The sequence below is a fragment of the Litorerythrobacter xanthomarinus genome (assembly GCF_046254955.1).
GTDB lineage: Bacteria > Pseudomonadota > Alphaproteobacteria > Sphingomonadales > Sphingomonadaceae > Qipengyuania_C.
On the sequence record NZ_JBJXRG010000002.1, the window covers coordinates 179,197 to 201,158 of the forward strand.

Sequence of the window (21,962 nt, forward strand, 5' to 3'; positions counted from 1 at the left end):
TTCAACTGTCATGCGTCCGCTTTCCACCCAATAGCGGTCATCAAGCCTCAAGCATTGCGCGCCATCAGTCCGCCGTCGACCGGGATCACGGCTCCTGTAATGTAGCTCGCGGCGGGGAGCACCAGCGACAGCGTCATGTGCGCCACTTCCTCCGGCTCGCCGTAGCGCTTTAGCGCCGTGCGGCGCTTGGCATAGATCGTTTTGTGCTCGTCGGCGATCCGCGCCGTCATTGCCGTGTTGATCGGGCCTGGGCAGATGCAGTTCACCGTGATGCCTTCCGGCCCGAGATCGACCGCCATTCCCCGCGTCAGGCCGGTCACACCCGTTTTTGCAGCGATGTAGGGGGTCAGGCCTGGCGTAGCCCCCAGGCCTTCCGTTGACGCGATATTGACGATCCGCGCCGCGTCGCTCTGGCGCAGATGGGGCAGGGCAGCACGTATGATGCGTTGATGCGCTGAGAGCATCACCGCGACCGCGCGGTCCCAGATCTCTTCATAGGCCGGATCATCGTCCAATGGCGCATGGCTCGATACGCCGGCGTTGTTGACGACAATGTCGATCCCGCCAAAGTCCTTAGCAATCAGCCCGACGACACTCTTGATGGCATCAGGATCGGAAACGTCGAGCGCATAACCGCGCGCATCGTCTCCGCATTCGGCCGCGACACCTGCGCAAGCCAGCTGGTCAAGATCGGTGACGGCCACTTTCGCGCCTTCGCTGGCCAGCAGTCGCGCTGTAGCACGGCCCATGCCGCTGGCGGCGCCGGTGACGATGGCAACGCGACCTGCGATCGAGCGTGAGCGGTTGTGTCCTTCTGTCATTCTGGTCTCCTGATTGGAATTCGGGGTCGAGTAATATGGTCACGCTGGCAACAAAATAATTGGAATTGGTGATATACTTGGGTAATACACTTAAGATCGGAGGAGCGCACTGTGACATTTGCGGAAATGAAAACTGTCGGTCGATGGACAGGGCTTGCCATCCTTGCGAGCCTGCTCATCGGGATCATCAATGCGATGATCGTTTCAGCCGGGATCGACGTCAACTTGTCAGGAGATATCGGCGGTACAGCAGCGGCAATGTCGGATGCGGGCCAAAGACTTGAAGGGCGTGGCTGGATCCTGATGATCCTTTTCCTGCTGGAGGTTGTCGCAATTGCAGGACTGTACCTGATGGTTCGCGATACACGCAGACTGGCCGCAACCTCAGCGCTCCTGCTTGGAGCGGGTGCTGCGTTGATCGGTCTCGTCGGTGCGCTAAGTGCGTTCAATATAGCCGCTTTGCTCGCCAATGGAGGCGAAGCATCCCGGATATCGACTCTGATCGCGCGGGAAGTCGCCGCTGACTATTCGTCCTTCCACTTATCCCTTGTGATCGCCAGTATCGCTAAGGCTTGTATCTATTGGATTTTTGTTCTGAACCGGCGCCTGCCCCGATTGATATCAGGCTTCGGACTATTCGCTTCCGGCCTCGTGGCAGTTGCGATTGTGGCTAGGGACTTCATCCCGTTTCTCGGCTCCGATGCCGTAACGACAGCCTTCATGGCCAGCAATTTCGTGGCGATTGTGGCAACCGGATTGTACATGGCAATTCGAGGCGTGGCCCCGTCATCCACCAAGCTTGAAACTAACGAAAGGGAGGCTCGTTGAAGGCGCGCAGTTTGCGCGAATGCAGGCGGTCGCCCTCGTCGCGCAGCCGCTTGCACGCTTCGATTCCCATCTGGAGGTGGGCGGCGATGGCCTCTTCGTAGAATTCGTTCGCCTGGCCCGGCAGCTTGATTTCACCGTGCAGCGGTTTGTCGCTGACGCATAGCAGCGTGCCGTAGGGAACACGGAAGCGGTACCCTTGCGCGGCAATGGTCGCGCTTTCCATCTCGATCGCAATCGCGCGGCTTTGCGAGAAGCGCTTGGCTGAACGCGAGTACAGCAACTCCCAATTGCGGTCATCAGTGGTGACGACCGTCCCTGTGCGCATACGCTGTTTGAGATTGGCGCCTTGCGTGCCCGAGACCGCTTCGGCGGCGCCGGCGAGCGCCTGCTGAACTTCGGCAATCGGCGGGATTGGGATCTCTGGCGGCAGGACGCTATCGAGCACGTGATCGTCGCGCAGATAGGCATGGGCCAGCACGAAGTCGCCGATCTTCTGCGTGGACCGCAGCCCGCCGCAATGCCCGATCATCAGCCAACTATGCGGGCGCAAAACGGCCAGATGGTCGCAGATCGTCTTGGCATTGGACGGTCCGACACCGATGTTTACCAGCGTAATGCCCGAGCGGTCCTTCCGCTTGAGGTGATAGGCCGGCATCTGGTGCTTGCGCCATGCAGTGTCAGACAGTTCGGCCTTCGCAGTGGTGCTTTCGCGCTCGACCGAGAGGCCTCCGGCTCCGGTCAGACCGGTATAGCCATCCGACCCGACTTGGTGGCCGGCCCAATCAACAAATTCATCGACATAGCGATGATAATTCGTGAACAGGATGAAGTCCTGGAAATCGTCCACCGGGGTGCCGGTATAGTGCGCAAGACGTGCCAGCGAGTAATCGGTGCGTAGACCATCGAACAGCGAAAGCGGTAACTCGGGGGCGGGGCTGCGGATATCGACGCCGTCGGCCAGCTCATCACCAATCAGTGCCAGATCGGTCGCAGGAAAGTGCTTGGCGAGCTCCTGCGGATCGATGCCTGCCATCGCTGCGCCTTGCTCCCCGTCAAGCACGTAGGGAAACGGGATTTCCTGGCGCGATTTGGTGACTTCGAGCGTTACCTCGTAGTCGCTGGTGATGAGCGCTAATTGCTCTTCGAGGTAATCCACAAACAGCTCTGGGCGTGTGATCGTAGTCGCGTAAGTTCCGGCTTGTTCGAGCCTCCCAAATGCGCGTGAGCGATCATTGGGCTGATCTCCTCCTGCAAAGGTGAGTCGGAGCTCGGGATAGGCGTAGCTGCCGTCTTCGCGCTTGCGTTGCGGGGGAATTGCGCCCTCACTCGCGTAGGCCAGGATGTCTTCGCGCAGTTCGCTCTTCGCGGCTTCGTAGATCTCGGTAAGCTGGGTAAGAATATTATCAAACGTTTGCATGATCGGGACTTAACGCCTCTTTATGACAAAACAAGTGCAGCAAGATCCCGCCCTGATGCAAAAAGGGCGCAGCCTTGCGGCCGCGCCTTTTTCAAATGCTTGATATGCCTGAAGCTTATTCGCTCGGCTTGTCTTCGTCCGATGCATCTTCGCCAGCAGTGACTTCGATGCCGCCTTCAGATGCGGTTTCCTCAGCTGGTGCTGCGGCAGCAGCAGCGGCTTTCGCGGCTTCAGCTTCCTTGGCAGCCTGGGCTTCCGCTTCTTCAGCAGCTGCATCGGCCTTAACTTCGGCTTCAATTTTCTCGGCCGTTGCATCTTCGAGCATGTCGGCCGGAATTTCGCCCGGTTCAAGCGCCGTATCGATACGCGTGTCAGCAGCGGCCTGTTCGATCTCGCGCTGTTCGTCTTCGAACATCTGCGCGAGAACGTCGACGCCCTGGCTCTGCAGTTCGGCTTCGTCGTCGCTGCGGGCGACGTTGGCCTTCACTGTCACATGCACCTCGGGGTGCAGCGCCACGGTCACATCATGCATGCCGATCAACTTGATCGGGCTGCCCATGATAACCTGCTTCTTGTCGACATCGTGGCCCTGCTCGCTAAGGCCGGCGACCATGTCGCGCACGTTGACCGAGCCATAGAGCTGGCCAGTGTTTGAAGCTGCGCGGATCAGGACGACTTCTGCGCCATTGACCCTTTCGCCCGTCTTCTCGGCTTCGCTACGCTTCTCGGCGTTCTCATTTTCAAGCCGCTCGCGATTGGCTTCGAAGACTTTCTTGTTGGCTTCGTTGGCACGGAGAGCCTTCTTCTGCGGCAACAGGAAGTTGCGCGCATAGCCATCCTTGACGGTGACGACATCACCGATCGTGCCGAGCTTCTCGACGCGTTCGAGGAGAATAATATCCATGGTTCTTCTCCTCTTACTTCACGATGTACGGCAGCAGGCCGATGTGGCGAGCGCGTTTGATGGCTTTGGCCAGCTCACGCTGCTTCTTGGCGCTAACGGCGGTGATACGGCTAGGAACGATCTTGCCACGCTCGGACATGAAGCCCTGGAGCAGGCGAACGTCTTTGTAGTCGATCTTGGGAGCGCCTTCTCCCGAGAACGGGCAGCTCTTGCGGCGGCGGAAAAATGGACGGGACATCAGTCGTCTCCCCGATCTGAACGACGCTTCTTGTCGCGGTCGTTCTTGCGCATCATTACCGAAGGACCCTCTTCGTGCTCGTCGACACGAATTGTCATGTAACGGATCACGTCTTCGTTGATGCGGGTCTGGCGCTCGAGTTCCTCGACCACGGTGCCGGGGCCTTCGATGTCGAGCATCACGAAATGCGCTTTGCGGTTCCGATCGATCTTGTAGGCGAGCGACTTGAGACCCCAGGTCTCTGTCTTCTTCACCTTGCCTTTGTTCGATTCGATGATTTCGGTGGCTTGTGCCGCCAGCGCGTCTACCTGGGCCTGTGAGAGGTCCTGACGCGCGAGAAAGATATGCTCGTATAGAGCCATCTCGCTTCCTTTCATTTCCATGCCGATCGTTGGCTGATCCCGCACCATGCAGGGGCCCCTCCGGCTTTCTTCATCACCATCAGACGATGGCGAAGGCGCGCACATAGCGGGATTCGTGGCCAATGCAAGGTTTGATGCGGGTTTCAATACGGCGGGGAAGGTATCCAGGGACGGGTAGCCAGATAGGCAAACTCGTCCGGCAGTATCGGGTCATAGGGCGCATCGAAAGAAAACGGAGCGTTGGTTTCACTCCATTCATTGACGTGTCGTCCACCCACGAAGCGAATTAGCGACACCGCACCCCATCTTGCACCGAAGGGGCCGTGCGGGATTGCTGGTGGCCTCCAGAAGTAGGCGCCTGGATGCATTGTCCCATGCGGACCTGTGAGCGAACCGCCGATGAGATAGGCTTCCTCGACCACGGGGTGAAATTCCTGTGGGCCTTTATGTCCCGGGGGTTCGGCCTGGGGAAGGATCAACGAGAGAAAGCTGCGTTCGCCAGTATGGGGATCGGTGCGTAGATTCTTTCGTCCGATACCCAGATGGCGCAAATTCTCGTCATTTAGCGTAAGGTCCCATGTCATGGCCGCAGTGTCGAGCACAGGGATTGCGACGTCGGACTGCTCTGCCGATCCGTCCCCGGCCTCTGGGACGAGCGTGGGCTCAGCGTCGTAGAATGCAAGCAGCACGCAGCCTTGATCGGAATGCATTTCGGAGCGGGACCATCCGGCCGGCAAATAAGCGTAGGCGTTCTCGCCATAATAGTGCCCGTCCATGAACAGCGAGCCTTCGAGAATGAAGAATTCTTCGGCTGCAAGGATGTGTTCCGGCCCCTTGCGTGACCATCCAGCGGGGTAGCGCATCAACACACTGCACGCGCCGGTCTGCGGATCGCGGCTAAGCATCTTGTATTCGGCATCCGGCCGCGCCAAGCCGTGACCGATACGCTGCCATGGCAGCATCTGCGCCTGAATGAATTCGATATGTCCGCGATCAAGCATCGAGTTGCCTCCTGACTCAATATCCAATTACGGGAGGCTCACCAGCAAGACATTGCGCTGGATCAATTTCACGCCGGTAATTGCAGCGCTTTCAATAGGTGGCTTGCCCCGGCAGTGCCGCTAGGAGAGAGCCATGACCAAACCGATCCTTCACACCTGCGCCAAGTCGCGCGGGTTTCGCGCTACTTGGGCAGCCGAAGAGGCTGAAACCGATATCGAACTCGCCATGCTGCCGTTTCCGCCACGAGTTCTCAAACCGGAGTATCTTGAGGTCAATCCGCTCGGCACGGTGCCGATGCTCGAGCATGACGAAGTCCGGATGACCGAAAGCTGCGCCATCGCCGTCTACCTTGCGGGTATCGGCGAAGGGAGCGCTCTCGTCATTGGCCCTGGTGAGCCGGATTACGCCGAGTTCCTCGATTTCACTTATCATGCCGATGCGACGATCACGTTCCCGCAGACAGTCTTCATGCGTTTTGTCATGTTCGAGAAAGATCGCGGGCTGCAGGAAGCGGGCGAAGCCTATGGCCGGTGGTTCCACAAGCGGCTCGTCAAGCTGGAGCAGCGACTAGCGGAGCGGGAATACCTGTGCGCCGATCGCTTTACCGTGGCCGATATCTGCTGCGGTTATGCGCTCGTGCTGGCTGAGACGGTGGGGCTGGACGATGGCGTGCCTGACAGCCTGAAAGCCTATCGCGAGCGGTTGACGGCGAGGGATGGCTACCGGCGTGCCGAGGAGCGCGAAATGGCAGCCGCGCCGCCGCAAAAGCCGATAATGGATTAGCCGCAGGCCTGATCCGGCGTGACCGGACGCTGCGACAACTCAAGCCGCTGCAGTTTGCCGAGCATATCACGCGGCAGCTGGTCGACGAATTCGACGTAGCGCGGCCGTTTGTACCCCGCGATCTGTTCCTTGAAGCGCTGGGTAATTTCATCGCGACTCAATTGCGTTCCCGGACGCAGGACCACAAAGGCCTTCACTGCTTCGCCCCATTGCTTGTCGGGCACGCCGCAGCACCCGGCATCTGCGATTTCTGGCATCCCGGCAAACACGGCATCGACTTCGGCGGGATAGACATTCTCGCCGCCGGTCTTGATCAGCTCCTTCGAGCGGCCGAGCAGGTAGACGAGGCCTTTCTCGTCCATCGTGCCAAGGTCCCCGCTGCGCAACCAGCCATGGCCCAAAGCCGCCTCGCTGGCTTCCGGATTACGCCAGTATCCCAGCATCACAGATGGGCCGCGCATGCAGATCTCGCCTTCCTCTCCCGAAGGTAATTCGTTTCCGCTGGGATCGAGAATGGTGAATTCGACATGTGGCATAGGCCAGCCAATCGATCGAGGGTTGTCGCACATGTCAGGATAGTCGATCGCAGTGGCGAAGCCGCAAATCTCGGTCTGGCCGTATCCGCCGACAACGCGGCAATCCCAGTCGTTTTCGATGAAGGCGTATAGCTTGTCGAAACCCGGTCCGGCACCGCCGGTGAAATTTTCCAGCGGCATCTCGCCGCGGCGCACAGGGTCGAGCTCGAGCCACGGAAACAGGATCTGCGGGAACGGGCTGCTGGTGGTGCATCGCTCAGCGTGCAGCAGGTTTAACATGGCCTTGTGATCCGCATCACGGCCGGGGAAAACCATCGTTCCACCGCAAGCGATCATCCCGGCGACTTGCTGCATTCCTACAACATGGAATAGCGGGTTGACTGAGAGCAATTTCTGCTCGTGCGTCCATCCCCGCCGGGTGCACATACCGAGCGCCGCTGTAGCGATGGCGCTGCCCGCCTGCAGACACCCCTTGGGCTTGCCCGTCGTACCGCTGGTATACATCATGTACAATGGGCGATCTGGTTCGAGGTTCGGCAAGTCTTGCTCGGCCTGAACCTTCGCTATGATGCTTTCAAATGCGCCTTGCGGATCGTGCTTTTCATCAACCAGCACGACCTTGCCCGGATTGCTCTCGGCCAGCAGGTCCTCGAACCGCGGATTGGTGAAAGTCATCGATACTTCGGCATTGCCGAGAATCCAGGCAATCTCTGCAGGGGCCAGGCGCCAATTGACCAGAACGGCAATCGCTCCCGCGCGCCCGCAAGCCATTAAGGTAGCGACAAAGGGTGTGCCGTCGGTGAGCAGCAATGCTATCCGGTCGCCTGCACCGATGCCTTGGGCGAGGAGCCAGCGCGCCAGATTTTCAACCCGCTGGTTGAATTCGGCATAGGTCAGGCGCTGCTCGCCATCGACGGTTGCTTCATGATTTGCCAGTCGCCGCGCGTTGGTGCGCAGCAAGGTATTCATCGAGAAGTCGCGCGGGTTCATGGCATTGCTGTAGTCGTGTGCAACTGCTTACTCCATCAGCCATTTTGCGGAGAGGGCAGGGCATCTTGGGATAATTCTTGCGTCTCGCTCGTATGTCACACACAGCAATAGCGATAGCTTTCAGGAGAAATGCGTGCCCGGTGGACTAGTAGCCCTGCTCGATGATGTATCGATTATTGCGCGGGCGGCCGCGGCTTCGGTCGATGATATCGCTGCCGCTGCAGGCCGTGCTGGCTCCAAGACTGCCGGCGTAGTGATCGATGATGCTGCGGTTACGCCGAGCTATGTCACTGGCCTTTCACCCGCGCGCGAATTGCCGATCATTTGGTCGATCACCAAGGGCAGTTTCAAGAACAAGCTGCTGATCCTGCTTCCGGGCGCGATCCTGCTGAGCGAATTTCTGCCCGGAGCGATTATCTTTTTCCTGATGCTGGGCGGACTCTACCTGTCTTACGAGGGCGCGGAAAAAGTCCTCGAAAAGCTCGGCGGAGAAAAACACGGCAAAACCGTAGATGACGTCATTGAGGATCCCGCAAGCTTCGAGAAGGAGCGTATTGCCGGAGCGATCCGGACCGACCTGATACTTTCAGCGGAAATCATGGCGATCACTCTCAACGAGATTGATCTTGATGTGTGGTGGGAGCGCGGCATTGCCTTAGCTATCGTCGCCATTGCGGTGACGGTCGTTGTTTACGGTGCAGTCGCATTGATCGTGAAGATGGACGATGTCGGATTGCACCTGGCGGAGAAGCCATCTCAGTTCGCTCAGAAATTCGGTCGCGGAATGGTGGAGTTCGTTCCATACCTGCTCACCGCTCTGAGCTTTATCGGAACCATTGCCATGCTCTGGGTAGGCGGCGGCATCTTGCTGCACGGAACGCACGAGCTTGGGCTGCACGGGTTGTATGATGCAGCGCACGGGCTGGAATATGCGGTCAAGTCGACAACCGGTGCGCTGGGCGGAGTGCTGGGCTGGCTGAGTTATGCTGCCGCTTCAGCGCTGTTGGCGCTGGTCGTGGGTGCGATCATCGCATTCGTTCTGCACAAGGTCATCAAGATGGGACACGGTCCTGGAGATGCCGAAGCGCATTGAGCGTTAGCCCAGCCTCTCGAAAAGTTCCCAAGCAAACTTCGTCAGCGTATCGTCGCGCGCGCCCATGATCACAATCCGATCGCCGAGCCCAGCCATGCTGACCATGCGGTCGCCGCAAGCCTTGCGGGTGGGAATGTGTTCTGCCTGACCACCGGTCTCACGTATGAGCTTGACGATCCGCTCGGATCCTTCGCTGCGGTCGACGGTCCCGCCGAAGTAGACCGGATCGCACATGATAACGCGGTCCTCGCCATCCAATTCGCGCGCGAAAGTCTCGGCCAGCTCGTCGCCCATCTGGCGCAGCGGGCCGTAGCCATGAGGCTGGAAGAAGGCGATCACACGGCCGGGATGCGCCTTGAGCGTGCGCAAGGTCGCGGCGCATTTCTCCGGATTGTGACCGAAGTCGTCGATCACGGTGATGCCCGAAGCGGTAGTGCCGATGATGTCGAACCGCCGCGCTATGCCCGCGAAGCTCGCCAGCGCCTTGACAGATGCCGCCACCGGCACGCCTGCACCCGCCGCGCCTGCGATGGCTGCCAGCGCGTTGGAGAGGTTGTGCCGGCCCGGCATGGCCAGCGTCAGCGCATGCTCGCTTCCGTCATGCCGGTCCACCACCATGGCCGCCTGCCGCAGCGGGCTTTCGGCAATGCTGCCGGGCACAATACCGATCTGCGCCTTGTCCTGATCGATGCCGAATGCGATCACGTCATTGGCGCGCGGCAGCAGGGCGAGCGCCTCCGCATCATCGGCATTGATCGCCGCAATTCGGCTGCGGCCAAGGTAATCGCCGAACAGCTGGCGCAATTCTTCCATGCTTTTGTGATCGAGGCTGACATTCAGCAGCACGCCGACCGCCGGGCGATAGAGCGCAATCGAGCCGTCGCTCTCGTCCACTTCGCTCAGGTACAGCGCCTCGCCGCCCACAACGGCGCTGGCATAGGGGCGTTCGGGCGCGACGAAATTCTTCATTACCGCGCCATTCATAATCGTCGGATCGCGGCCTGTGCTGGCAAGGATCCAGCCAAGCATAGCGGTGACGGTTGATTTGCCGCTGGTCCCCGCAACCGCAATCCCCGCGCCGCTGGTGTTGAAGAGGATCGAATTGAGCTCGGCGCGCGTGAGGCGCAGACAGTCCAGCTCTCTGGCGCGTTTCACTTCGGGTATGGTGTTTTCGACTGCGGCAGAGGCGACCAGCACCTGATCGCCTGAGGCAATCCCGCTGCCATCCTGCGGGAACAGTGCAAAACCCTGCCGCTCCAGCGCGGCGAACTTCTCCGGCGTATGGCCTTGGTCGCGCGCGCGGTCCGATCCGGCGACTTCGCAGCCGCGTCCTTTCAGGATTTGCGCTAGCGGCAGCATGCCCGATCCGCCGATCCCGCAAAAGAAGAACGGGCGGGCGAAGAGTTCATCAGGAGTGGGGAATTCGCACATGCATTGTCCGGTATTGAGTTGTGCGGGCAAGCACAAGCTGGCACGATGCGGCAATGTCGCGCATCGCCATTTGTGCCCCCGCCACCTCGATCACCCGCGACCATGCGCGGGCGCTGGAAGAGCTGGTGGCTGCCGAGTTCCCGCAGCACTCGGTCTGGTTCCACGAGCAATGCTTTGCTGAAGAGGGGCACTTCGCCGGGCCGGATATCCTGCGCCTCGAAGCGCTGGTCGAATGTGCCAACAATCCCGATTTCGACATCGTGTGGTTTGCCAAGGGCGGATATGGCTCCAACCGCATCGCTCAGGCTGCGCTGGCCCGTTTCAATGACGCTGCGCGCGAAAAGACCTACGCTGGTTTCTCCGACTGCGGATATCTGCTGGGGGCGCTTTATCGCGCTGGGATTGGCCAGGCGGTCCATGCCTCAATGCCGGTCAGCGCGCGCAGCGAAAGCGGGCGCGAGGCCGTGCGGCGCGTGTTACGCTGGTTCTCGGGCGACAATTCGGGACTTGAACCATCGCTCGATGGACAAACGCCCGCTGTGGCCTTCAACCTGATCACGCTATCGATGCTGACAGGCACGCCCATGATGCCCGACCTAACTGGCCATGTCGTCATGGTCGAGGAGGTGAGTGAGCATCTATATGCAGTCGACCGGCTGATGTTCCAGGTCACCAACGCATTGCCACGCGTCGCGGGACTGCGCCTTGGAGCGATCAGCAATGTGCCAGAGAACGACCGCGACTTTGGCCAGACTGAAGAGCAGATCGCCAAGTTCTGGTGCGACCGTGCGGGAATCCCCTACCTTGGGCGCGCGCGGGTCGGCCACACTCTAGATAATCATATCGTACCCTTCGGACTTGCCAGCCCAGCTGCGGGCCAATAGTCGCGCGCTCCAAATGATCGGAGATTTTTGATGAGAGCTTTCGTTTTCCCCGGCCAAGGTAGCCAGAAAGTCGGCATGGGCGCCGATCTGGCCGAAGCCAGCGCAGCAGCGCGCGAAGTGTTCGAAGAAGTTGACGACGCGCTAGGCCAAAAGCTGTCGCAGATCATGCGCGAAGGTCCGGAAGACCAGCTCACACTGACCGAGAATGCGCAGCCCGCGATCATGGCCAATGCTATCGCGACATTGCGTGTGCTGGAGAAGGAATGCGGCGTTGCGATTGTCGACAAGGGCGATTGCGTCGCCGGTCACTCGCTCGGCGAATATACCGCGCTATGCGCCGTGGGCGCTTTCTCTCTCGCCGATACGGCGCGGCTGCTCAAGCTGCGCGGCCAAGCGATGCAGGCGGCTGTCCCGGTGGGCGAGGGCGCCATGGCTGCGCTGCTGGGTGCGGATATCGACAAGGCGCAGGCGCTGGCCGATGCGGCAGCGGATGGCGAAGTTTGCACCGTCGCTAATGACAATGACCCCACGCAGGTCGTGATCTCCGGCCATACCGGCGCGATCGAGCGCGCGATCGAGTTGGCGAAAGAGCACGGGATCAAGCGCGGCATTAAGTTGCCGGTTTCCGCCCCCTTCCATTGCCCGCTGATGCAGCCTGCCGCCGATGCCATGGCGGAGGCCTTGGCCGAGACTTCACCGGGCGCGCTCCGCCTACCGCTCTACGCCAATGTCACCGCTTCTCAGACCGCCGATCCGGCGGAAGTCCGGCGCCTGCTGGTCGAACAGGTCACTGGCCGCGTGCGCTGGCGCGAAAGCGTGTTGGCGATGAGCGGCGCCGGCGTGGAACACTTCGTCGAACTGGGCGGCAAGGTGCTTGGACCGATGATCGGACGGATTGACAAGGAAGCCCAAGTGACCAGCGTCGTCACCATGGATGATATCGAAGCTCTCGCGAAGGAACTCTGAAACATGGGTGAGGGCGGTTGGCGCATTCTATGGATCGATTTGTCCACTGCATCCCTCCTCGAGAATGTCGCACCAGGTGTGTTCGATGAGTCGATCAAGCCCGATCGCCTGGAACGTTATCTAGCCCAGCCGACAAACTGGCTCGGTGTCGCGCTCGAAGGTGAGCTTGTCGTCGGACAGGTAATGTGCGTCGTTCACGATCATCCGGACAAGCAAACAGAGATTTTCCTGGATGAGATCGGCACAGGCGACGAGTGGCGTCGAAAAGGCATCGCGAACGCGCTGATAAAAGCGGTTTTCGAGCGAGCCGACGAGGCGGGCATTGACGAAATCTGGCTTGGCACGGAGCCGGACAACCTTCCCGCCCGTGGACTCTACGAGAAGACAGGCGCTAAAGGCGAACCGGCTTTGATCTACTACCTGGAATGGTGAGGGAAATTCATGTTTAATCTCGAAGGAAAAACCGCACTCGTCACCGGGGCGAGCGGAGGCATCGGATCCTCGATTGCTCGGGCGTTGGCGCGGCAGGGCGCACGCCTCGCGCTCAGCGGCTCGAATGCCGCCAAGCTGCGTGCATTTCGCGAAGAGCTTAACGACGAATTTGGCCATGATCATGTGGAGATAACCTGCGATCTTTCCAACACGACTCAAGTGGAAGAATTGATTCCTGCCACGGTCGATACGCTCGGCAAGATGGATATCCTGGTCAACAATGCCGGCATAACCCGCGACAACCTCGCCATGCGGATGAAGGATGAGGAATGGGACCAGGTTATCCGCATCAACCTTGAAGCAAGCTTCCGCCTGATGCGCGCCGCTGCCCGCCCGATGATGAAGGCTCGCGGTGGACGGATCATCTCGATCACCAGCGTGGTCGGCGCAACTGGTAATCCGGGGCAGATGAACTACGTTGCAGCCAAGGCGGGGCTTACGGGCATGAGCAAAAGCCTAGCGCAGGAACTGGCCAGCCGGAATATCACCGTTAACTGCGTCGCTCCCGGCTTCATCCGCACAGCCATGACAGCTTCGCTTGATGACAAGCAGAAGGACGCGATCAATAGCCGCATTCCGATGGGCCGGATGGGCGAAGGCGAGGAAATCGGTGCCGCCGTTGCCTATCTCGCCAGCGACGAGGCTGCTTACGTGACCGGCCAGACGCTGCATGTGAACGGCGGCATGGCGATGTTGAGTTGAACGAAATGAGAGCTGCTAAATCAGCAACATTAGCCGTAGCAATGCTTTGCTCTCCACAGATTGTCGCCGCAGAAGTGAGCGATGTGGCGACTTCTTGCGTTCTTGATGGCGTGCCGACTGAATTTCGTGAAGTTCTTGCGCGTGCAGCTGACAATCGAGAGAGTAGTCCACCACAGCCAACCAGCACTCAGGTCGACGAATTCGTTTCGGTTGCGCGAGAATGCGCACGACTCCACAATGTCAAGGATGAGTTTCTAATCGCGTGGGGTGAGTACCTCTTTGCAGCAATATTTCTCGAAGAAGCCGAGAAGCACCTTAGTTCAGATGGCTTGAATATACAGCAAGTACGGGCGGCTTCCGATTTTTTGTTTGATGAGTACGGGCTAACCAAGATTCCTCAAAACAATGCCGCCGCATTGTTAGACGAATTGATGAGACGCGGCATAGATTCGCTAGAAATGCCGCGACATATGATCCTACATCTTTCTGCTTTTCACGCCGCGCGTAGAGCCCAGCGAACAAAGTTGCTTGCGCTAAGATAAGATGCAACTTTATCCCCAAGGAATCGAGGCTCTGCGCCCTTCTGGCTTGCCCGCTAAGGCGGCTCCGCTAAGGTTTTACTGACCATATCCGGCGCTGGAGGGCGATTCCGGCCATCTGCGCGCAACAGGTACTAGAGAAGGGACCTATGAAGGCCACTATCGAACGCGCGACGCTTCTCCGTTGCCTCTCGCATGTGCAGTCCGTTGTTGAACGGCGCAACACAATCCCGATCCTTTCGAACGTGCTGATCGATGCAGATGAAGCCGGATCGCTTAAAGTGATGGCGACCGATCTCGATTTGCAGGTGGTCGAGAACATGGCCGCAGCAAGTGTCGATGCATCCGGGGCGATCACCGTATCGGCCCACCTGTTGTTCGATATTGCCCGCAAATTGCCCGAGGGAAGCCAGGTCAGCCTGGAAACCGCCGACAACCGGATGGCGATCAAGGCTGGGCGGAGTCGCTTCTCTCTGCCGACGCTCCCGCGTGACGATTTCCCTGTGATTGTTGAAGGCGATCTGCCGACCAGCTTCGAGATCCCGGCCAAGACATTGGCCGAGATGGTCGATCGAACGCGCTTCGCCATCTCGACAGAAGAAACGCGCTACTACCTGAATGGCATTTTCCTGCACGTTTCGGACGAAGACGAGCCTGTGCTCAAGGCCGCGGCCACCGATGGCCACCGCCTCGCGCGCTATACGCTCGCGCGCCCTGATGGCGCCGAAGGTATGCCGGACGTGATCGTGCCGCGCAAGGCGGTTGCCGAACTGCGCAAACTGCTGGAAGAATCGATGGACGGAAACGTCCAGATTGATCTCTCCGCCAGCAAGATCCGCTTCACGCTGGGCGGGGAGGGCGGCGTTGTCCTCACCAGCAAGCTGATCGACGGCACGTTCCCTGATTATTCACGTGTTATTCCAACGGGTAACGACAAGCTCTTGAAGCTCGATCCAAAGAGCTTTTTCGAAGGTGTCGACCGTGTTGCGACTATCGCTACCGAAAAAACTCGCGCGGTGAAGATGGGTGTCGAAGGCGACAAGGTGACACTTTCGGTCACATCGCCCGACAACGGCACTGCGACCGAGGAAGTGGCGGCAGATTACGGTTCGGACGCGCTCGAGATCGGCTTCAATGCCAATTACCTCAAGGATATCCTCAGCCAGATCGACAGCGATACGGTCGAACTGCATCTTGCCGATGCCGGCGCGCCAACGCTGATCCGCAAGGATGCGAAATCGCCTGCGCTCTATGTGCTGATGCCGATGCGCGTCTGATCCGGTGCCTGCCGAAGTCCGAATCTTCGGCACGGTCATTTCGACTTACACCAGGATCGTCCAGATTGTCTGCGAAGAGGCGGGGCTGAGCCACGAGACCATTGCCACGGCGGCGCATGCTCCGGAAAATCGCCATCCGTTTGGCAAGGTACCGGTAGTCGAGGTCGACGGTCTGGACCTCTACGAGAGCGTCAGCATCGTCCAGTATCTCGATAATGCGCACAATGGCGCCGGATTACAGCCCGCTGATCCGGCAGCCCGCGCGGCGATGGACCGCTGGATCGCGGTCGCGAACAATTACCTCTTCCCGCTATTCGAGCACAATCTGGTGATGCCGTGGATCATGCATCGCTATGCCAAGGTACCGCTCGACGACGAGAAGATCGCTCGAGCGCTTCCGACCATTTCGAAAGCTTTGGCATTCTGTGACGCGGAGATCGCGAGCGATGGTGCGTGGACCGGGGGCGCGTTCGATCTCGCGGATGTCTATCTCTATTGCGTGCTGCGCGGTCTGCAGCTGACCCCGCAGGGCGGGGCGGGAATTGCGCAATGCCCCATGCTCTCTGCGTGGATGGCGCAGACAGCTGAGCGCGCATCTATCAAAGCTACGAGGTGGGAAAGCGAGCCAGACTAAGCTAGGCAGGTTTCCAAAGGAGACCCGCCGATGCCAAAGCAAGTTCACGTTCGCAAAGACCAACTCGATAACGCGCAAACTGTAGAGGTGCCTGCACCAACGATTGGCGACGGGCAGGTGCTGCTCGAAGTCGAAAGCTTCTCCGTCACGTCGAATAACATCACCTATGCTGTCGTTGGCGAGCAGATCGGTTACTGGAAATTCTTTCCTCCGTTTGGCGAGAATGTCGTCGGTAAGCTGATCGTTCCGATGTGGGGGCACGCCAAGGTTGTCGAAAGCAAGAGTGGCGAAGTTGCAGTCGGCGAGCGGGTCTATGGCTATCTTCCCATGGCGACGCATCTCGTGGTCGAGCCAGGCAATATCTCGGCATCGGGATTCGTCGACATGACCGATTATCGCCAGCCATTGCCGCCGATCTACAACCAATATTCGCGCCTTGCCGCCGATCCGGAACACGATCCGTCGCGCGAGGCAGAACGGATGATTTTCGGCCCTCTGTTCAAGACCGGCTTCCTGCTCGATTACTTTATGGCTGCGAATGACTGGTTCGGGGCCGAGCGCGTCATCATGACCAGCGCCTCGTCAAAGACGGCGATTGGCATGGCGAGCGTCGCTAAGCAGAACTCGTCGGATATCACGCGGGTAGGCCTGACTTCGTCCGGCAATGTCGATTTCGTCAAGGGTACCGGTCTCTATGACGAAGTGCTGCCTTATGACGATGTCGGTTCGCTGTCGCAGGCCCCGAGCGTCTCGGTCGACTTCGCGGGCAATGGCAGCTTGCTCGCTAGCATCCACCAGACGCTGGGCGACAATCTCAAATATTCCTGCCTCGTTGGCGTGACACATATTGACGAGCGGCGCGGCCCTGCCGGGCAGGCGGACGGACTACCCGGTCCGCAGCCGACCATGTTCTTCGCGCCCGATCACGCGATCGCAATCTTCAAGGAACTTGGCCCGCAGGTAGCGGGCAAGCGAATGGCTGCAGCTTGGGCAGGATTCCTCGAAGCGGCGGACGGAACGGTCAGCATCGAGCGCAAGCAAGGGCTCGATGCCGCGCGCGAAACCTACGTCGAGATGGTCGGCGGTTCGGTCGATCCCTCGCAGGGGATTGTCGTCGAACCCTAGATTTCGACCGCGATCTTGCCGAAGTGCTTGTTCGCCTCCTGGTGGCGGAAAGCATCGGCGAGATCGGCGAGCGCGAAAGTGTCCGAAATGACCGGCTTGATGCCGTTGGCGTCGATCGCGGCGATCATGTCTTGTTGCATCGCGCGGCTGCCCACGGTTAGCCCCTGGACGGTCAGGTTCTTGGAGAAAAGCAGGGCGGTCTGCACCGGTCCGGCAAAGCCCGCTAACACACCGATCAATGCCACATGGCCGCCCACGCGGCTTGCGAGCATGGACTGGTCGAGCGTTCCCGCGCCGCCAATCTCGACCACGCAATCCACCCCGCGGCCCCCGGTGATTTCCAGCGCTTTTGGCCCCCAGGCTTCGACGTCCTTGTAGTTGATCAGGTGGTCCGCGCCGAGCGCCTTCACGCGCTCCAGCTTCTCGTCCGACGAGCTGGTCGCAATCACATTCGCGCCTGCCGCCTTCGCCAGTTGCAGCGCGAATATCGAGACACCCCCTGTTCCTTGCACCAGCACGGTGTCACCGGGCTTGAGCGTGTAATCGACGAATAGCGCGCGCCATGCGGTCAGCCCCGCGCAAGTGAGCGTTGCCGCCTCGGCATGCGAATATCCTTGCGGCGCCTTGGTGAACCATGTTGTCGGCGCGGTGATAGCCTCGCGCGCATAGCCGTCGATCCCGTCGCCCGGAACGCGCGTAAATGCACTGGTCGGCGGCGCGCCGTCGAGCCACTCGGGGAAGAAGGTGCTGACCACGCCGTCGCCTACCGCAAACTCGGAGACGCCTTCACCCACCGCCGTCACTTCACCCGCGCCATCGGACATCGGGATCCGGCCTTGGGCGGCCGGGATCATGCCCTTGACCACCGCATAGTCGTGATAGTTGAGCGAGCTGGCCTTGATCGCGACGGTGATCTCACCCGGGCCGGGCCCCGGCGCGTCGTCGATATCGGAAAGCTCGAGCGCTTCAAGCGTGGAGGGCGTTGCGCCCGTGCGGATGGCTTTCATTGCGGTGATTTCCTCATGGTTTAGGCCGACGGTTTAGTCTTGGTCTTCAGCATTCGCTGTCCGACCTGCCCCTACCTCGTCAATCAACTGTTTGATCTGCATGACAACTTTCTTGTGCGCGTTCGTTGGTGGCTGTTCGAGCACTTCGGCAAACTCGGCATCAAACTCGGGATCGGCAATGGCTGTCTGCCTCGACACTGTAAAGATTGCGCGAAAGCCGGGGCTGGTCAGCATGTAACAGACATTGCCCTTGAGCGGCAGCCAATGCTCTTCGCTCAGCAGGCCATTCTTGTAATCATGGAATCGCGCGCGGGTCACAACCATCATCGATCCAACGGCAAAATAGGCGCGCGAAATCTCCGCTTCGCTCAGGGCATCCGGATTGACGACCAACTTGTACCAGAGATCGCCTACTTCGGGGTCAGTCAGCTTGTTGAGACCCTCAACCGTGGTGGCTTCGCGAGTTTGCTGAGTCTCGCGTTTCTGGCGAAACGATACTTGCCGGATCTGGATCCCGACGAACACCAAAGACCCCACCAGCGCGACCGCTGCGATAACCTGGCTGATAAAATAGACCGCTTCGAGGTTCATTGAGTGTCCTCTTTCGAGCTTAAGTCGGCTTTGGGTAGATCGGAATTCGGAGCATCTCGAGAGCTGGCTGCGATCGAGGCTGCTTCAGAAGCAAGCTCTTGCAATCTGATCTCCATGGAGGGCGCCAGGGTCACATTGAGCGGCTTTCCAGCGGCAATTTCTGCCAATCGGGCATCAATGTGCCCAACGATTTCCGAACCAATGTACTGGCGTCCAAATTGCCACCATTGCGAGCCACCGGGTGACATCAAAAGAGTCAAGGTGACACCCTCGATTCCGGCCCACGTTCCATCACTGAAAAAGCCGTCCCGGCGCATGTTGAGAGCAGACTCGCAAATGAATACAAATTCGGCGAGGCATTTTTCGACGTGGATCCGCGTAAGGGCCGGTGCGTTCTCGTAATCCGCCAGGCCCATTACAAACGTATCGTATGATTTGTTCTCGTCGGTTAGGACCATTCGCTGCCACTCGGCGACGCGCACCAATACTTCACGCTGCGCCGATGCGCGTTCCATTTTCCTCGAAAGTCTAAGCTGCACACCCACAAACACCAGCGATCCCACCAGCGCGACTGCGGCAATAGCCTGGCTGATGAAGTAAACGGCTTCGAGGTTCATGAAGTGACTTCCTCTTTGGAAGTGGATGCCTGCGAATCGTGAGATGCATGGCCCTGATTTTCATCCGCATGATATCGATCACCGCCCAGGAAGTGGGCCTTTGAGAACTCCTCATCAATCATCCCTGCGAACTCGTCATCGAAGAATGGGCGCCGACTTTCCCACCACGCCTTGCCGGTCTGTCTGCTGCAAAGGGAAGCAAGAAAGGCGATATAGCTGCGATAAGCACGATCCGGGAGCAGGCCGCTCTTGTGCTGGAAATAGATATTCTGGGCGAGGTGCATTGAAGAGAAAAAAAGGCCAGCCAGGCGTGTTCTTTCTTCCTGTGTCACGGCGTCCAGTGGGCGGCCCTCCAACACGATCCGATAGATGTCCGGTTGAGATGTCCACTTGGTCGCCTCAAGGCGATAGGCATCGGTGATCTGCTGAAAGACTTGCGCCTTGGCCGTGCGCTCCGCATGCTCAGCTTGCTTGCGCGCCTCACGGATCTGGATGCCCACAAATACCAACGATCCCACCAGCGCGACCGCTGCGACAACCTGGCTGATAAAGTAGATCGCTTCGAGGTTCATTGTTCGTTTGCCCCAGTTTTTTCGTTGGCCAGCGCATTGAGTGCGTTGATCCAGTCGTCTCTCGTTACGACCCTTCCGATTGGATGCTCGACGAGCAGGGGGTCCATTCGTTTGACGAATTTCTCGTTCAGTTCGGATCGAAACATAGCCCACCAAGCGCGACCACCCGGTGTGATTAGCGTTCTTGCGGCCGCGCTCTCGAATGATTCCCAGGTGGCGATTTTCGACTGCGAACCTTCATGCAACAGGTATGCAGACTGGGCTGACTCGGCTACCACAAACATCATGAGGCGGAAGCGCACGAGTTCGGTCTCATCCAACTGCCCGGGATCGCGCAGGCCGCGATCGAAAAGTTCGGTAAGCTCGGTGTCGGCAACAAGCAGTTTGCGGATGCCATCGAACCGGTCTTGCGTGATCTGGAATGCCATGAGTTCGCTGGCGCGGCTGGCTTGACGCGACTGCAGCCCAACAAAGATCAAGGAACCCACAATTGCGAATGCTGCGATCGTTTGGCCAATGAAGTAAATGGTTTCCAGGGTCATTCGCTTTCTCCCACCGCATAGCGATGGAAACCAATGCGCTGCGCTTCGTGCCGCGCGAGCATCTTGGGTTCGGTGTCCGCCTCGGTCGGGATAATGCACCAGCCGCCGCCTGCGGCCAATGCTTCGTCGATACCCTTCGCAAGTACATCGGGGCCGGGCTGGGCGCGCCAATGGTCGCCCACCTTGTCAGGCGTTTGCCGCGCACCGCCAAATCGCTCGGGCCGCGCCTGAGCGGCATTCCAGATATCGGTGTCGAGGATGCCGGGGCACAGGATTGTTACGCCAATGCCGTCCTCGGCGAGTTCTGCAGTGAGCGCTTCGCCAATAGCAGCGGTCATCTGTTTAGTGGTGGCATAGAGCGTGAAGGGTCCGGCTACCGGCGTAACCGAGGCCGAGCTGGCGGTGATCGCAACATGACACGGCTTGCCTGCAGCCTTCATCGCCGGGACGAATGCGCGTGCGGTGAACATCGGGCCATATACATTTACGCCCATCAGCCAGTCGATCGTGCTGTCCTTGGTGTCGATGACGGTGGCGGCGCTGCCCACGCCCGCATTGATCCATAGCAGCCTCGGGACGATGCCTTGCGCGATCAGCTTCTCTGCGACGCTCGCCACTTCCTCACGGTCGGAAACATCACAGCCGCTCCCGCGACTGTCTTCTCCGCACAGACTCGCGGTCTGCTCGGCTTCGTAGGCGTCGATATCCAGCGCGCAGATGCGCATGCCCTTGCCGGCGAAATGCTGAGCAAGGAAACGCCCGATCCCGCGACCGGCTCCGGTGACGACGGCCCAGTCATCGGGTTGGGGCTCGAATTGTTTCACGAGCCGGGTTTTTTCGTTGCGGCAAACTGCCCATGCCTTCCGTCGCCTTCGCGGAAACGGGTCGCCCCGTCACGGGTCTCGCCGGTTGCCACAGTCGCCAATCCGATCCTGATTTCGTTGACGGTGGCATCATGCTCGCTGAGCGACCACTGCTCTTTGGCTGAGCGCAGATCGCCTCGCAGGCAAGTTTGCGGAAATGCCGCAAGAATTTCTCCGAGTTCCAGCGCCGCCGCCAAGGCGCCGCCCGGTGGCGCGAGACGGTTTGCCAGTCCGATAGCCAATGCCTCCTCCGCATCAACCGCACGTCCGGTGAGAATTAAATCCATCGCGCGCGAATGCCCGATGAGGCGCGGCAACCTGATAGTGCCCATGTCTATCAGCGGGACACCAAACCGTCGGCAGAATATGCCCATCACCGCATCTGCTGCCATAACTCGCAAATCACACCATAGGGCTAGCTCCATCCCGCCGGCGACTGCATGTCCTTCGATCGCAGCAATGACCGGTTTGGACAGGCGCAAGCGCGAGGGGCCCATTGGTGCGCGACCGGTTTCAGATATCTTGTTGCTGTTGCCGTTAGAAATGGCTTTCAGATCAGCCCCGGCGCAAAACGAGCCTCCGCTGCCTGTCAGTATGGCGACACTCGCCGCAGGGTCCGCGTCGAAGCGCTCAAAAGCTTCCACCAATCCATCTGCGGTGGCCGCGTCCACTGCATTGCGGCGCTCGGGCCGATCGATGGTGACAACTACGCATGATCCCTCGATGCGATAGCTAACGGACATTCC

25 protein-coding genes and 1 pseudogene are annotated in these 21,962 nt (G+C 59.4%); 11 read left to right on the forward strand and 15 right to left on the reverse strand.

Going from position 1 to position 21,962, the window contains the following annotated elements; genetic code table 11:
• Positions 1-47 precede the first annotated feature (47 nt).
• The gene (locus tag ACEWMW_RS10145; RefSeq protein ID WP_409413816.1) at positions 48-821 is read right to left on the reverse strand and encodes an SDR family NAD(P)-dependent oxidoreductase; all 774 of its coding nucleotides are present in this window, start codon (positions 819-821) and stop codon (positions 48-50) included.
• A 111-nt stretch (positions 822-932) separates the two neighbouring features.
• On the opposite strand from ACEWMW_RS10145, the gene ACEWMW_RS10150 reads away from it, so the two are divergent.
• On the forward strand, positions 933-1,649 hold the full coding sequence (locus tag ACEWMW_RS10150; RefSeq protein ID WP_409413817.1) for a DUF4386 family protein: 717 nt from the start codon (positions 933-935) through the stop codon (positions 1,647-1,649).
• Here ACEWMW_RS10150 and ACEWMW_RS10155 read toward each other — a convergent pair.
• The 5 genes and pseudogenes from ACEWMW_RS10155 to ACEWMW_RS10175 all read right to left on the reverse strand — a co-directional run bounded on the left by ACEWMW_RS10155 (position 1,627) and on the right by ACEWMW_RS10175 (position 5,571).
• On the reverse strand, positions 1,627-3,066 hold the full coding sequence (locus tag ACEWMW_RS10155; RefSeq protein ID WP_409413818.1) for an AMP nucleosidase: 1,440 nt from the start codon (positions 3,064-3,066) through the stop codon (positions 1,627-1,629). The two genes, ACEWMW_RS10150 and ACEWMW_RS10155, sit on opposite strands and share 23 nt — an antisense overlap.
• Before the next feature lie 312 nt (positions 3,067-3,378).
• A pseudogene (gene rplI, locus ACEWMW_RS10160) lies at positions 3,379-3,970 on the reverse strand (50S ribosomal protein L9); the annotation flags it as partial.
• A gap of 13 nt (positions 3,971-3,983) precedes the next feature.
• A complete protein-coding gene (gene rpsR / locus ACEWMW_RS10165) occupies positions 3,984-4,208 on the reverse strand; it encodes a 30S ribosomal protein S18 (RefSeq protein ID WP_409413819.1) in 225 nt (74 codons plus the stop codon).
• Complete coding sequence (rpsF, locus tag ACEWMW_RS10170; protein WP_409414447.1) at positions 4,208-4,570, reverse strand: 30S ribosomal protein S6; 363 nt, start codon at positions 4,568-4,570, stop codon at positions 4,208-4,210. The genes rpsR and rpsF overlap by 1 nt, the downstream gene beginning before the upstream one ends.
• 143 nt (positions 4,571-4,713) lie before the next feature.
• A complete protein-coding gene (locus ACEWMW_RS10175) occupies positions 4,714-5,571 on the reverse strand; it encodes a cupin domain-containing protein (protein ID WP_409413820.1) in 858 nt (285 codons plus the stop codon).
• A gap of 133 nt (positions 5,572-5,704) precedes the next feature.
• Here ACEWMW_RS10175 and ACEWMW_RS10180 point away from each other — a divergent pair, with 133 nt between their 5' ends.
• Positions 5,705-6,355 carry a glutathione S-transferase family protein gene (locus tag ACEWMW_RS10180; protein ID WP_409413821.1) on the forward strand — a complete coding sequence of 217 codons (651 nt, stop codon included), beginning with the start codon at positions 5,705-5,707 and terminating at the stop codon, positions 6,353-6,355.
• Here the strand turns inward: ACEWMW_RS10180 and ACEWMW_RS10185 are convergent.
• Entirely contained in the window at positions 6,352-7,881 is a 1,530-nt protein-coding gene (locus ACEWMW_RS10185; RefSeq protein WP_409413822.1) for a class I adenylate-forming enzyme family protein, read from the reverse strand. The two genes, ACEWMW_RS10180 and ACEWMW_RS10185, sit on opposite strands and share 4 nt — an antisense overlap.
• A 133-nt stretch (positions 7,882-8,014) precedes the next feature.
• On the opposite strand from ACEWMW_RS10185, the gene ACEWMW_RS10190 reads away from it, so the two are divergent.
• On the forward strand, positions 8,015-8,974 hold the full coding sequence (locus tag ACEWMW_RS10190; RefSeq protein WP_409413823.1) for a DUF808 domain-containing protein: 960 nt from the start codon (positions 8,015-8,017) through the stop codon (positions 8,972-8,974).
• Between the two features lie 3 nt (positions 8,975-8,977).
• Here the strand turns inward: ACEWMW_RS10190 and ACEWMW_RS10195 are convergent, their stop codons facing one another.
• Positions 8,978-10,405, reverse strand: a complete 1,428-nt coding sequence (locus tag ACEWMW_RS10195; RefSeq protein WP_409413824.1) for a glutamate ligase domain-containing protein — start codon at positions 10,403-10,405, stop codon at positions 8,978-8,980.
• A gap of 53 nt (positions 10,406-10,458) precedes the next feature.
• Between ACEWMW_RS10195 and ACEWMW_RS10200 the strand changes: the two genes are divergently transcribed.
• From ACEWMW_RS10200 to ACEWMW_RS10235, 8 genes are all read left to right on the forward strand, one after another.
• The gene (locus tag ACEWMW_RS10200; protein ID WP_409413825.1) at positions 10,459-11,289 is read left to right on the forward strand and encodes an LD-carboxypeptidase; all 831 of its coding nucleotides are present in this window, start codon (positions 10,459-10,461) and stop codon (positions 11,287-11,289) included.
• A 30-nt stretch (positions 11,290-11,319) separates the two neighbouring features.
• Positions 11,320-12,255, forward strand: a complete 936-nt coding sequence (fabD, locus tag ACEWMW_RS10205) for an ACP S-malonyltransferase (RefSeq protein WP_409413826.1) — start codon at positions 11,320-11,322, stop codon at positions 12,253-12,255.
• Positions 12,256-12,258: 3 nt separating this feature from the next.
• A complete protein-coding gene (locus ACEWMW_RS10210) occupies positions 12,259-12,687 on the forward strand; it encodes a GNAT family N-acetyltransferase (RefSeq protein ID WP_409413827.1) in 429 nt (142 codons plus the stop codon).
• Between the two features lie 9 nt (positions 12,688-12,696).
• The gene (gene fabG, locus ACEWMW_RS10215) at positions 12,697-13,449 is read left to right on the forward strand and encodes a 3-oxoacyl-[acyl-carrier-protein] reductase (RefSeq protein ID WP_409413828.1); all 753 of its coding nucleotides are present in this window, start codon (positions 12,697-12,699) and stop codon (positions 13,447-13,449) included.
• Positions 13,446-13,991 carry a hypothetical protein gene (locus tag ACEWMW_RS10220; RefSeq protein ID WP_409413829.1) on the forward strand — a complete coding sequence of 182 codons (546 nt, stop codon included), beginning with the start codon at positions 13,446-13,448 and terminating at the stop codon, positions 13,989-13,991. Before fabG ends, ACEWMW_RS10220 begins: the two co-directional genes overlap by 4 nt.
• 146 nt (positions 13,992-14,137) lie before the next feature.
• Positions 14,138-15,265, forward strand: a complete 1,128-nt coding sequence (gene dnaN, locus ACEWMW_RS10225; protein WP_409413830.1) for a DNA polymerase III subunit beta — start codon at positions 14,138-14,140, stop codon at positions 15,263-15,265.
• 4 nt (positions 15,266-15,269) lie between these two features.
• Positions 15,270-15,899, forward strand: coding sequence for a glutathione S-transferase family protein (locus ACEWMW_RS10230; protein WP_409413831.1), 630 nt, complete (start codon positions 15,270-15,272; stop codon positions 15,897-15,899).
• Positions 15,900-15,929: 30 nt separating this feature from the next.
• The gene (locus ACEWMW_RS10235; RefSeq protein ID WP_409413832.1) at positions 15,930-17,024 is read left to right on the forward strand and encodes a DUF2855 family protein; all 1,095 of its coding nucleotides are present in this window, start codon (positions 15,930-15,932) and stop codon (positions 17,022-17,024) included.
• Here ACEWMW_RS10235 and ACEWMW_RS10240 read toward each other — a convergent pair.
• From ACEWMW_RS10240 to ACEWMW_RS10270, 7 genes are read right to left on the reverse strand one after another with little or no spacing between them, the layout of a single operon-like run.
• A complete protein-coding gene (locus tag ACEWMW_RS10240; protein ID WP_409413833.1) occupies positions 17,021-18,031 on the reverse strand; it encodes a zinc-dependent alcohol dehydrogenase family protein in 1,011 nt (336 codons plus the stop codon). The genes ACEWMW_RS10235 and ACEWMW_RS10240 overlap by 4 nt on opposite strands.
• A 33-nt stretch (positions 18,032-18,064) precedes the next feature.
• A complete protein-coding gene (locus ACEWMW_RS10245; protein ID WP_409413834.1) occupies positions 18,065-18,622 on the reverse strand; it encodes a hypothetical protein in 558 nt (185 codons plus the stop codon).
• The gene (locus tag ACEWMW_RS10250; RefSeq protein ID WP_409413835.1) at positions 18,619-19,239 is read right to left on the reverse strand and encodes a hypothetical protein; all 621 of its coding nucleotides are present in this window, start codon (positions 19,237-19,239) and stop codon (positions 18,619-18,621) included. The genes ACEWMW_RS10245 and ACEWMW_RS10250 overlap by 4 nt, the downstream gene beginning before the upstream one ends.
• Positions 19,236-19,811, reverse strand: a complete 576-nt coding sequence (locus tag ACEWMW_RS10255; RefSeq protein ID WP_409413836.1) for a hypothetical protein — start codon at positions 19,809-19,811, stop codon at positions 19,236-19,238. Before ACEWMW_RS10255 ends, ACEWMW_RS10250 begins: the two co-directional genes overlap by 4 nt.
• Positions 19,808-20,353 (reverse strand): hypothetical protein, encoded by a 546-nt coding sequence (locus tag ACEWMW_RS10260; protein WP_409413837.1) that lies wholly within the window; start codon positions 20,351-20,353, stop codon positions 19,808-19,810. Before ACEWMW_RS10260 ends, ACEWMW_RS10255 begins: the two co-directional genes overlap by 4 nt.
• Positions 20,350-21,177, reverse strand: a complete 828-nt coding sequence (locus tag ACEWMW_RS10265; RefSeq protein WP_409413838.1) for an SDR family NAD(P)-dependent oxidoreductase — start codon at positions 21,175-21,177, stop codon at positions 20,350-20,352. The genes ACEWMW_RS10260 and ACEWMW_RS10265 overlap by 4 nt, the downstream gene beginning before the upstream one ends.
• The gene (locus tag ACEWMW_RS10270; protein WP_409413839.1) at positions 21,174-21,959 is read right to left on the reverse strand and encodes a crotonase/enoyl-CoA hydratase family protein; all 786 of its coding nucleotides are present in this window, start codon (positions 21,957-21,959) and stop codon (positions 21,174-21,176) included. Before ACEWMW_RS10270 ends, ACEWMW_RS10265 begins: the two co-directional genes overlap by 4 nt.
• Positions 21,960-21,962 lie beyond the last annotated feature (3 nt).

Coding starts and splice junctions, on each gene's coding strand:
- ACEWMW_RS10240 (WP_409413833.1), bottom strand. CDS start 18,031: ATGAAAGCCATCCGCACGGGCGCAACGCCCTCCACGCTTGAAGCGCTC.
- ACEWMW_RS10180 (WP_409413821.1), top strand. CDS start 5,705: ATGACCAAACCGATCCTTCACACCTGCGCCAAGTCGCGCGGGTTTCGC.
- ACEWMW_RS10270 (WP_409413839.1), bottom strand. CDS start 21,959: ATGTCCGTTAGCTATCGCATCGAGGGATCATGCGTAGTTGTCACCATC.
- ACEWMW_RS10200 (WP_409413825.1), top strand. CDS start 10,459: ATGTCGCGCATCGCCATTTGTGCCCCCGCCACCTCGATCACCCGCGAC.
- ACEWMW_RS10250 (WP_409413835.1), bottom strand. CDS start 19,239: ATGAACCTCGAAGCCGTTTACTTCATCAGCCAGGCTATTGCCGCAGTC.
- ACEWMW_RS10245 (WP_409413834.1), bottom strand. CDS start 18,622: ATGAACCTCGAAGCGGTCTATTTTATCAGCCAGGTTATCGCAGCGGTC.
- rpsF (WP_409414447.1), bottom strand. CDS start 4,570: ATGGCTCTATACGAGCATATCTTTCTCGCGCGTCAGGACCTCTCACAG.
- ACEWMW_RS10235 (WP_409413832.1), top strand. CDS start 15,930: ATGCCAAAGCAAGTTCACGTTCGCAAAGACCAACTCGATAACGCGCAA.
- dnaN (WP_409413830.1), top strand. CDS start 14,138: ATGAAGGCCACTATCGAACGCGCGACGCTTCTCCGTTGCCTCTCGCAT.
- ACEWMW_RS10185 (WP_409413822.1), bottom strand. CDS start 7,881: ATGAACCCGCGCGACTTCTCGATGAATACCTTGCTGCGCACCAACGCG.
- ACEWMW_RS10155 (WP_409413818.1), bottom strand. CDS start 3,066: ATGCAAACGTTTGATAATATTCTTACCCAGCTTACCGAGATCTACGAA.
- ACEWMW_RS10260 (WP_409413837.1), bottom strand. CDS start 20,353: ATGACCCTGGAAACCATTTACTTCATTGGCCAAACGATCGCAGCATTC.
- ACEWMW_RS10255 (WP_409413836.1), bottom strand. CDS start 19,811: ATGAACCTCGAAGCGATCTACTTTATCAGCCAGGTTGTCGCAGCGGTC.
- rpsR (WP_409413819.1), bottom strand. CDS start 4,208: ATGTCCCGTCCATTTTTCCGCCGCCGCAAGAGCTGCCCGTTCTCGGGA.
- fabD (WP_409413826.1), top strand. CDS start 11,320: ATGAGAGCTTTCGTTTTCCCCGGCCAAGGTAGCCAGAAAGTCGGCATG.
- ACEWMW_RS10175 (WP_409413820.1), bottom strand. CDS start 5,571: ATGCTTGATCGCGGACATATCGAATTCATTCAGGCGCAGATGCTGCCA.
- ACEWMW_RS10210 (WP_409413827.1), top strand. CDS start 12,259: ATGGGTGAGGGCGGTTGGCGCATTCTATGGATCGATTTGTCCACTGCA.
- ACEWMW_RS10195 (WP_409413824.1), bottom strand. CDS start 10,405: ATGTGCGAATTCCCCACTCCTGATGAACTCTTCGCCCGCCCGTTCTTC.
- ACEWMW_RS10145 (WP_409413816.1), bottom strand. CDS start 821: ATGACAGAAGGACACAACCGCTCACGCTCGATCGCAGGTCGCGTTGCC.
- fabG (WP_409413828.1), top strand. CDS start 12,697: ATGTTTAATCTCGAAGGAAAAACCGCACTCGTCACCGGGGCGAGCGGA.